The sequence below is a fragment of the Chroococcus sp. FPU101 genome (assembly GCF_017312365.1).
Lineage (GTDB): Bacteria > Cyanobacteriota > Cyanobacteriia > Cyanobacteriales > Microcystaceae > Chroococcus.
Genome location: NZ_BLJI01000043.1, coordinates 19,234 through 29,007 on the forward strand (window position 1 = coordinate 19,234; position 9,774 = coordinate 29,007).

Sequence of the window (9,774 nt, forward strand, 5' to 3'; positions counted from 1 at the left end):
ATTGTAGCCTTTGCAAAGAGTGCTAGTTCAAAAATGAGTAATGTACAAGATATCCGTCATGTTCTAGTCGTTGAAGACCAAAAATCAAAACGAATTGTTTCTCTCAAAGAAAGTACCTATTCGATTGGTCGTGATCCAACGAGTTCAATTATCATCTATGATCGTCAGGTTTCTCGTCATCATGCAACATTATTGCGAGTAACAGATTATCATAATCATCAAGAGTATTATCGTATTATTGATGGTAGTTTACAGGGTAAAAAAAGTACCAATGGCTTAACAGTCAATGGTAAATATTGTTTTTCTCAAGAGTTAAAAACGGGTGATGCGATCCGCTTTGGTAGTAAAGTCAAAGTTAGTTATCATCTCATTAGTGATTCCGCAGAATTAGACAAACTCAAATCGACAATTAAAGAGGAAGAATCGCCCGAAATCACCCAAATTCCGCAGCATCTCCCTTATAATGCGACTTTAGATTTTGATGCCAAAAATTCTTTAATTTTGAAACTCAGCGACTCCGATGAAGTCCAAACTTCTCTTTTAACACCAATTCCAACAGTAGAAGGGAGTCCTTTCCCTATGTTTGAACTTAATTTTGAAGGAGAATTGATCTCGCTCAATACTGCCGCTACTTATAAATTTCCTGAATTAAAACAAGATCGTACTAATCATCCGATTTTAAATGGATTAATACAAGCAACATCAGCAAAAGAAGGAACTTCATATGTTCGAGAAATTCAAGTTGGGGATGATACTTTTGAGCAGCATATTCATTATTTAAGTGATAGCAAAGTGGTCAGAAGTTATTTATTTGATATCACTAAATATAAGCGTTTAGAAAATCAACTGAATCATGATGCGTCTTATTATCGTTTTTTAGTTGAACAAAGCTCAGAAGGAATTTTACTGATTCAATATAATACTAAAAATATTATCGATGCGAATCAGTCCTATTGTCGATTAACTGGATATGAATTAGACGAACTTAAACAACTTAATCTCTATCAAATTGCTGCTCTTGATAAAGAAATTGTCGATAATGAACTGGCTCAAGTTGAACCGAATAAATTATCTCGGATCGAAGAATCATTACATCGATGTCGAGATGGATCACTAATTAGTGTAGAGGCGCGAATTAGTCGCAGTATTTTTAAAGGAAAAGAAGTATTTTGCTTTGTCATTAAAGATATAAGCGAACAAAAACGCTCAGAAGAAAGAATGCAATATCAAGCCTTTCATGATGCACTAACTAACTTACCCAATCGCGTTTTATTTAGTAAACAATTAACCCTAGCATTAGCCGAAGCCCAAAGAAATCAAACACTTCTAGCAGTGATGTTTTTAGACCTAGATTCGTTTAAAAATATTAACAATACTTTAGGTCACGCTATTGGCGATCAACTCTTACAAAGCTTTTCTCGACGCTTAACGGCTTGTGTTCGTGCAGGTGATACAGTAGCACGTTGGGAAAGTGATGAATTTACTGTCCTTTTACCTAGAATTAAAAATACAGAAGATACAGTCAAACTTTCACATCGCATTTTTGAAGCTCTTAAACAACCTTTTATCATTGAAAAATATCAACTTCAGCTAAAAACCAGTATTGGCATCGCGATTTATCCCCAAGATGGCGAGGATCAAAATAATCTTTTAAAAAATGCTGATGTGGCTCTCAGTCGTACTAAAAAACAAGGGCGTAATCATTTTCAATTCTATACACCACTGATGTCAGAAGAAGCATCGGCTTTATTAAAAATTGAAACCTTGCTTCATCAAGCATTAGATCGTCAAGAATTCTCTTTAGTCTATCAACCCCAGATTAATTTCAAAACTGGGGACATTACTGGAATGGAAGCCTTATTAAGATGGAATCATCCAGAACTAGGAGAAATTTCACCTAATAAATTTATTCCTCTAGCTGAAAAAACCGATCTAATGTTACATATTGGAAAATGGGCTTTAAAAACGGCTTGTCAGCAAAATTTAGCTTGGCAAAAAGATGGTTTACCACCCATTTCAATCGGTGTTAATTTGTCAAGTCGAGAATTTCAACAACCCATTTTAGCTGAAATTGTAGCCAGAGTGCTGGATCAAACTGGATTAGATCCCCAATGGCTAGAATTAGAATTAACCGAGAAAACCTTGCGAAATCATTTAACAGCAGCACAGCAAGTATTTCAAGACTTACAAAATTTAGGGGTACGTCTTTGTTTAGATGATTTTTGTACAGGTTATTCGGCGATCGGTTATTTAAAGCAATTTTCTTTTAGAACCGTCAAAATTAGCCAAACGTTTATCCGAGACTTACGCGGCAATGCACAAGATTTAGCGATGATTGCAGCAATTACCTCTTTAGGTAGAGGTTTTAATACACGAATTGTGGCGGAAGCAGTAGAAACGCAACAACAAATCGAGCTTTTACAGAGTCAAAACTGTTACGAAGCTCAAGGTTATTGGTTCTCAAAACCGCTTGCTACCGACCATGCGACCCAATTTTTAATAAAAGGTTATTCTACGGTCGTCTAATGTCACTTTCAAAATCTATCATATTTAATGATAGTTTAATCATGGTTTCGGGAACTCTAAAATTGAGGACTGTGTCTTTTCCGAAACCACAATGAATCATTTATCATCTTTTCGACATATTTTAGTGATTGAAGACCAGAAAGCTCGACGAATCGTCGCTTTAGAAGAAGCTACTTATTCAATTGGTCGAGAATCTAGCAATTCAATTGTCATCTATGAATCTGTTGTATCCCGTCGTCATGCGACTTTCTTACGAATTAGAAAATCACCTCACGGAAATGAGTATTTTTACCGTATTGTTGACGGAGATTTGGAGGGGAATAAAAGTACTAATGGTTTAATTATTAATGGCTTAACGTGCGAATCACATGACTTAAGGCATGGTGATGTTGTTTTATTTGGAGGTCGAGCAAAAACAAGCTACTATATTATTCCTAGTACAGTAGAAATAGCATTATTTAATCCGATTGATTCTAGCCTATTAGAAGAAGTAATTGAACAAAGTAACATTGCTCATAATAATAGTTATTCTACTTTAGTCTCAGATAAAAATGATCAAGACAATTTAGAGAAACAAGATTTAGTTCGTTTAGCTTCTTTTCCTGAACTAAGTCCTAATCCAATTATTGAAATTAACTATCATGGTGAGATTACATACACTAATCCTGCCGCTAATATTAAGTTTGAGAGTCTCCGAGAAGAAGTATTAAAACATCCTATATTGAAGAGTTTAATTGATCAATCCAAAAATACCGAAGGAAATCTTTTATTAAGAGAAGTCCAAATCGGTGATAATGTTTTTGAACAATATGTACATTACCTGAGTGATAGTCAACTTATCAGAAGTTATATTTTTGATATTACCGAACGCAAACAAAGTGAACAAAAACTCAAATATCAAGCTTTTCATGATCTCTTAACCAGTTTACCTAATCGAGCATGGTTTAATAAACAGTTATCGATTTCTCTAGAACAAGCTAAACGAAATAAAGGTGTCATTGCGGTAATTTTTCTTGATTTAGATGGCTTTAAAAATATTAATGATTCTTTAGGTCATTCTTATGGCGATCAAGTTTTACAGCAATTTGCTAAACGATTAGTCAATTGTGTTCGTGCAGGTGATACGGTCGCACGTTGGGGAGGTGATGAATTCACAATTTTACTACCTCAAGTTCGGGATGAAGATGATACGATTAAATTAGCACAACGAATTATCGAAGTTTTGAAAAAACCATTTCATATTAAAGAGCATCAACTTTATATCAAAACAAGTTTGGGGATTGCTATTTATCCCAGAGATGGAGATAATGAAGAATCACTTTTAAAAAATGCAGATGCAGCATTATATCGAGCCAAAGAAAAAGGACGAAACCGCTATCAATTCTATAGTTCTACAATTACCTCTAAAGCATTGTTATTGTTAAAATTAGAAAATTCGCTTTATCAAGCGATTGAAAAAAATGAGTTTTCTTTACACTATCAACCACAAGTTAAACTCACGACTGGTGAAATTACAGGAGTAGAAGCATTATTAAGATGGTATCATCCTGATATGGGTCAAGTTGCTCCTGCTAAATTAATTGCTTTAGCTGAACAAACAGATTTAATTGTTCCGATTAGTCAATGGGTTTTAAAAACAGCTTGCTCACAAAATTTAGCATGGCAACAAGCAGGATTTAAACCGTTACCCATCACTGTAAATTTTTCGCCGCGTCAGTTTCAGCAGCCAAATCTAGTAACAATGATTGAGCAAACTTTAGCAGAAACTGGATTACCTCCTTATTATTTAGAAGTAGAGATTACAGAAACTAGCATTATTCACGATGAAAAATTCGCGGCACAAGTTTTTAAAGATTTACGTTCTCTTGGTGTTTCTATTTCTTTAGATGATTTTGGGACAGGTTATTCTTCTTTAAGTCATTTACAAAAGTTTCCGTTTCAAACGTTAAAAATTGATCAATCTTTTGTTCAAGCGTTGCAAGTTAATCCTGAAGATACAGCAATTCTGTCAGCTATGATTATGTTAGGTCGTAGCTTTAATCTTAGAGTAGTTGCCGAAGGAGTTGAAACCCTACAGCAACTTGAAATACTTGAAAAATTGCATTGTGAAGAAGTACAAGGATACTGGTTTAGTCGTCCGCTTAAAACTGAAGACGCTACTCAGCTTTTGCTACAACATTGTATTAAACGAGATATTACAGAAAACTCGTCCGAATTTACTTATAAATAGGTGTAAAAAAATATTTTTGTCGATTCCATAACACTTTTTTGATCATAGCTTTGTGATTAATCTACTCATTTTGAGTGATCACAATCACATTTTTAGGTTATAGATATCATTGCTTAAATCGTTGAAAGCCTTCATGATTAATTATAGTTAAATCTTGATTTTAGAGCTAACAACTTTTAGTTCATTGGATGGGTTAATATGATTTATTCTCCATTAAGCAAACATTTATTTATTATTGAAGATAAAAAAAGTAGAAAAACGATCGCATTAGAAGATATTAAATATACGATTGGCAGACACGCAGATAATCAAATCGTCATTGCTTCAACACAAGCATCTCGATTTCATGCTACTTTAGTGAGAAAAGTTAATAGTCAAAATCAAGATTATTCCTATTGGATTTTGGACGGTAATCTAGAAGGTTGCAAAAGTCAAAATGGAATTTATGTTAATGGTGAAAAATGCTTAGTTCATGAATTAAAAAATGGTGATTTAATTAATTTTGGTTGTGAGGTTAATGCCAGCTATCATCATATTAATAATGTTTTTGAGACTTTAATTCAATCAGATTATTCTTCCCAAATTGACAAGAATAATTCAGCTATAGGCAATTCTATTTCACAAAATAAAAACCAACGTACCTTAGATTTTACGACATCTAATTATTTAGACACAAGCAATCAAGTCGATGCAACTATTCTAGAAAATAATTATTTAGATTCTTTAACTCAATTACCAAATTTAAAGTTATTTAATGAACATTTATCATTAGCAATTAACAATGCACAAAAAATACATAAAGTTTTAGCCGTATTTTTAGTAGAAGCAGAAAACTTTCTAAAAATTAATCAACAACTAGGGTCAGATTATAGCAAACAACTGATTAGTGAGTATACTAAAAAAATTAAAAATAGTCTACGTTCTGGTGATATTGTCGCTAGTATTAAAGAAGATAAATTTATTATATTAATTTCACAAATTAATTCGTTTGAAGATATACAAACAATTAGTCAAAGAATTTTGAAAAATGTTAAAGAACCGATAGAAATTAATGAAAAGCCTTATTTTATAAGAACTAATATCGGTATTGGCACTTATCCCAATGATAGTAATAATGGTCAAGAGTTAATTCATAAAGCAGAAATTAATTTACAAATAACTAAACAAAAAACTAATTTATTACCCTTAGCATCTATCGGAAAAAAATCAGTTCATACTTTGCAGTTTTATCAAATTGAAAAACTTTTACATGAAGCAATAGAAAATGAAGAATTTTCTTTATATTACCAACCTCAAGTTAATGTGAATACTGGAGAAATTCAGGGAATAGAAGCCTTATTACGTTGGGAACATCCAAAATATGGACTACTAACACCAAGAAGATTTTTACCTGTTGCTGAAAAAACCGAATTAATTATACCAATTACTCAATGGATCTTAAAAACAGCTTGTGAGCAAAATTTAGATTGGATTAAAAGTGGATTAAGCTATTTACCGATATCTGTTAATATTTCACCTCGTCTATTTCAAAGTCTTTATCTAACTAAAATGCTATCTCAAGTTTTATTAAAAACTGGGCTAGATGGAAGTCTACTAGAGCTAGAATTCACTGAAAATAACTTGCTTGAAAATATCGAAGAATCAAACCAAGTTTTACAAACTATTAAAGAAATGAAAATTAAAATGGCTATTGATGATTTTGGGTTAGGGTATGCTTCGCTTAATTATTTGAATCAGTTACCCATTAGTAAATTAAAAATTGCTCAAAGTTTAATTAGAGAGTTAAAATATTACCCACAGAAAACAGCTTTAATCTCGGCGATTATTGCGTCTGGACAAATTTTAGACAAGCAAGTTGTAGCTGAAGGTGTAGAAACACAGCAACAGTTAGAAATATTACAATCTCTTAGATGTGATCAGATACAGGGTTATTTTTACAGTCAACCCTTAACAGCTATAGATGTGGCTCAACTTTTTACTTCACCTCGAACATTAATTAGTCGTTAATGAGAGAGTAGGCAAAAGACAAGCTTAATCAAGAAAGGGGAAATCTTAAATGAATGTGACAATTTTCTAATTTTTAACAGATCTGAGGATAGGTTAGTCGTATTATAAAACACTCGCTCCTTGTCTTTAGACTCTTTCTTAGAAAAACTTACATAATAAATCAAGAATAACAATTGGGCTTCCTATTAACCTAAGAGTCTAGGCAAGATGTCATCTTCAATTTATGTACTCTTATTTTGGTTGAGCCAAGCAAAATGTTAGCACTCTATATTACTCTGACAACTAGCTTATTAGTTGGGGCTGTATTTCTACATTTACTCCCTCGTTTGGGAAAAAGGGGGCAAGAATGGTCAGAAAATCTTTGCTATGCGCCAGCAATTGATCTATTCTTAAGCTACTTTATGTTATTGCCCCTTCTAGTGGGTTTTCTAGTACAAAAAGGAATGGGTTTAGGAATTGGTTTAGCATCAGAATTAAGTGCATTATGGCTGTGGATTCTTTTTCATGAATTGATTCATCGAGAACACTGGCAAGAGGCAAAAATTCATCGTACTAATAGTAGAATTATTGGCGGATGGCGTAATCATTTGGCAGTTTGGATTACAGCATTAGCCATTCCTGTTTTTTGGGTTGTTCGTTTCGCCGAAATTCTTGTATACCCTCCCCTTACTCAATTAGTTAAATTACCGAAATACAATGCAAAAGACTGGGTAAACGTTTCTCGTCATAAATTTTCTGGCTTAATCGGTTATGATTTGATCTGGTGTTTATACTGCGATTGGATGACAGGCGTTTGGTCATTAGGCACAGAAATGTTACGCAATGTTGAATCCTTCTGGTGTCCCATTCGCTTCTATTCCGATAAAAAATGTGCTAACTGTCAGATCGATTTCCCTGATATCGAAAATGGTTGGATCTCCAGTGATGGTACGATGCAAGATGTCGAAAAATTGTTGACTCAAAAATACGCAAATGTCCAAAACTGTTCATGGTTTGGTCATGGCGATCGCGATACACCTCATGACTAGATGGCATGGTGAACTCAATCTCATTTACCGCTACTCCTCGGATACGACTCTATTAACCCATCGTTACGCCAAAGCCCCCCTAAAAATTCAACGTTCTTTTTATCCTGAAGGTACAGAGATTTGTCATAGTGTTTTACTGCATACTGCGGGGGGTGTTGTTGGTGGGGATAATCTAACTCAAACCATTCATTTACAAAACAATGCCCAAACAGTGATTACGACGACAGCAGCAGCTAAAATTTATCGCAGTAACGGAGCAATTGCCACTCAAACGATTAACATCCAGCTAGAAGATAATGCCTGTTTAGAATGGTTACCCCAAGAAACCATCATTTTTGACGGCGCAGTGTATCAACAGGATCTTAGGGTCGAATTAGGGCAAAATGCGACATGGTTTGCTTGGGATATCACCCGTTTAGGACGAAGTGCTAGGGGAGAACGCTTTAGAACAGGCGAATGGCGATCTCATACAGAAGTCTGGCGAAACGGATCACCCCTTTGGATCGATAGACAAGGGTTAGTGGCGAATGAAGAAATGCTAGACAGTCCACAGGGTTTAGCGGGTTATCCTGTAATTGCTAGTTTAATCTGTATCGGTCAACCGATTTCAGCGACAACCTTTGAGCAAATTCGTCACCGATGGCATGATGGGAATTATCAAGGGGAAACAGGACTTACACAAACGCTTGAAGATGGCTTACTGTGTCGTTATCGAGGCTTTTCGACTACCGAAGCGCGCCACTGGTTGACCTTAGTTTGGCATGATTTACGCCAGTCTTTGCTAGAGCGATCGCCAATTATACCGAGAGTCTGGGGAGAATTACAAAATTAAAACTTTTTAATTCAAGCTTGAAACCATTTCAGCTATAACCTTATAGTGACGTATGATGAAAAAACTGAGATCCTATGCAACTAACCCCCCAAGAAAAAGACAAATTACTGATTTTTACGGCTGCTTTACTGGCAGAAAGACGCAAAGCAAGAGGAATTAAACTTAATTATCCTGAAGCAGTCGCCTATATCTCTGCGGCAATTTTAGAAGGGGCAAGAGAAGGAAAAACCGTTGCCCAATTAATGAGTGATGGTACACAATTACTAAGGTGTGATGAAGTGATGGAAGGCATTTCTGAGATGTTGCCCGAAGTTCAAGTAGAGGCAACCTTTCCCGATGGTACAAAATTAGTAACGATCCATAACCCTATTCAATAGAAATAAAACCATGATTCCAGGCGAAATTATTGCTTTTTCAGGTGAAATCGAGATCAATGCAGGGAAAGAGACCATTCGGATCTCAGTGGCTAATACAGGCGATCGTCCGATTCAAATTGGCTCACATTTTCATTTTTATGAAGTTAACGAAGCTTTACAATTCGACCGAGATGCCACCAAAGGAATGCGTTTGAATATTCCTGCGGGTACAGCAGTTCGATTTGAACCAGGAGACGAAAAAGAAGTCGAATTAGTGGTACTTTCAGGAAGTCGAGAAATTTATGGGTTTAATGCTTTAATTGAAGGAGCATTAGACGGTAAAAAAGGCAAAAAGAGAAAATAAGATCAAGCCCAATTCGGGTTAAAGTAATCAAATCATAACATTGAGTGAATGGGTCAATGAAACTTGAATGATTAATTGGGTTGTAATTTGCTTTTCTAGTCCACCGTGAAATGAATTTCACGTCTCATAGCGCAAGTCCATTAAAATGGACTAAAAGTTTTGCCCTGAGTCGGTTTTAACCGACTTAAGCCTTGAGACGACAGTGAATTTATTTACTGGAAATTTAAAAGTAAGGTAAATATTTTTAGCCGGTAACGGCATGCCTTTCTTTTTAGTGTTGCAGGTCTGATGTACCTGACCATTTTTCCAACGCAAGAAGCCCCGCATAGCAGGGGCTTTTTGCGTTTTAGTCCAAAAATTGAAATTTGAACTGTTCTTTCCTTCGGTTAGCTTACTATAGGGATACCGATGAAGAAAATTTATTACCTTAC

General features: G+C 34.9%; 8 protein-coding genes. 7 read left to right on the plus strand and 1 reads right to left on the minus strand.

The window, feature by feature from the left end; translation table 11 throughout:
- Positions 1-33 precede the first annotated feature (33 nt).
- The 7 genes from CFPU101_RS22235 (at position 34) to CFPU101_RS22265 (ending at position 9,343) form a co-directional block, all read left to right on the plus strand.
- Positions 34-2,526, plus strand: coding sequence for an EAL domain-containing protein (locus tag CFPU101_RS22235; protein ID WP_206817705.1), 2,493 nt, complete (start codon positions 34-36; stop codon positions 2,524-2,526).
- A 91-nt stretch (positions 2,527-2,617) separates the two neighbouring features.
- Positions 2,618-4,756, plus strand: coding sequence for an EAL domain-containing protein (locus tag CFPU101_RS22240; RefSeq protein WP_206817707.1), 2,139 nt, complete (start codon positions 2,618-2,620; stop codon positions 4,754-4,756).
- A 198-nt stretch (positions 4,757-4,954) separates the two neighbouring features.
- On the plus strand, positions 4,955-6,763 hold the full coding sequence (locus tag CFPU101_RS22245; protein WP_206817708.1) for an EAL domain-containing protein: 1,809 nt from the start codon (positions 4,955-4,957) through the stop codon (positions 6,761-6,763).
- 254 nt (positions 6,764-7,017) lie between these two features.
- Positions 7,018-7,791 (plus strand): hypothetical protein, encoded by a 774-nt coding sequence (locus CFPU101_RS22250; protein WP_206817710.1) that lies wholly within the window; start codon positions 7,018-7,020, stop codon positions 7,789-7,791.
- A complete protein-coding gene (locus tag CFPU101_RS22255) occupies positions 7,736-8,623 on the plus strand; it encodes an urease accessory protein UreD (protein ID WP_242578181.1) in 888 nt (295 codons plus the stop codon). The genes CFPU101_RS22250 and CFPU101_RS22255 overlap by 56 nt, the downstream gene beginning before the upstream one ends.
- Positions 8,624-8,697: 74 nt before the next feature.
- Complete coding sequence (ureA, locus tag CFPU101_RS22260) at positions 8,698-9,000, plus strand: urease subunit gamma (RefSeq protein WP_206817712.1); 303 nt, start codon at positions 8,698-8,700, stop codon at positions 8,998-9,000.
- A gap of 10 nt (positions 9,001-9,010) precedes the next feature.
- On the plus strand, positions 9,011-9,343 hold the full coding sequence (locus CFPU101_RS22265; protein ID WP_206817713.1) for an urease subunit beta: 333 nt from the start codon (positions 9,011-9,013) through the stop codon (positions 9,341-9,343).
- Positions 9,344-9,493: 150 nt separating this feature from the next.
- Here CFPU101_RS22265 and CFPU101_RS22270 read toward each other — a convergent pair.
- The coding region (locus tag CFPU101_RS22270) for a hypothetical protein (RefSeq protein WP_206817714.1) at positions 9,494-9,774 on the minus strand (281 nt) is incomplete at its 5' end.

Bases quoted from the DNA above. Each gene is read 5' to 3' on its own strand.
- CFPU101_RS22235 (WP_206817705.1), top strand. From the start codon at position 34: ATGAGTAATGTACAAGATATCCGTCATGTTCTAGTCGTTGAAGACCAA.
- CFPU101_RS22240 (WP_206817707.1), top strand. From the start codon at position 2,618: ATGAATCATTTATCATCTTTTCGACATATTTTAGTGATTGAAGACCAG.
- CFPU101_RS22245 (WP_206817708.1), top strand. From the start codon at position 4,955: ATGATTTATTCTCCATTAAGCAAACATTTATTTATTATTGAAGATAAA.
- CFPU101_RS22250 (WP_206817710.1), top strand. From the start codon at position 7,018: ATGTTAGCACTCTATATTACTCTGACAACTAGCTTATTAGTTGGGGCT.
- CFPU101_RS22255 (WP_242578181.1), top strand. From the start codon at position 7,736: ATGTCCAAAACTGTTCATGGTTTGGTCATGGCGATCGCGATACACCTC.
- ureA (WP_206817712.1), top strand. From the start codon at position 8,698: ATGCAACTAACCCCCCAAGAAAAAGACAAATTACTGATTTTTACGGCT.
- CFPU101_RS22265 (WP_206817713.1), top strand. From the start codon at position 9,011: ATGATTCCAGGCGAAATTATTGCTTTTTCAGGTGAAATCGAGATCAAT.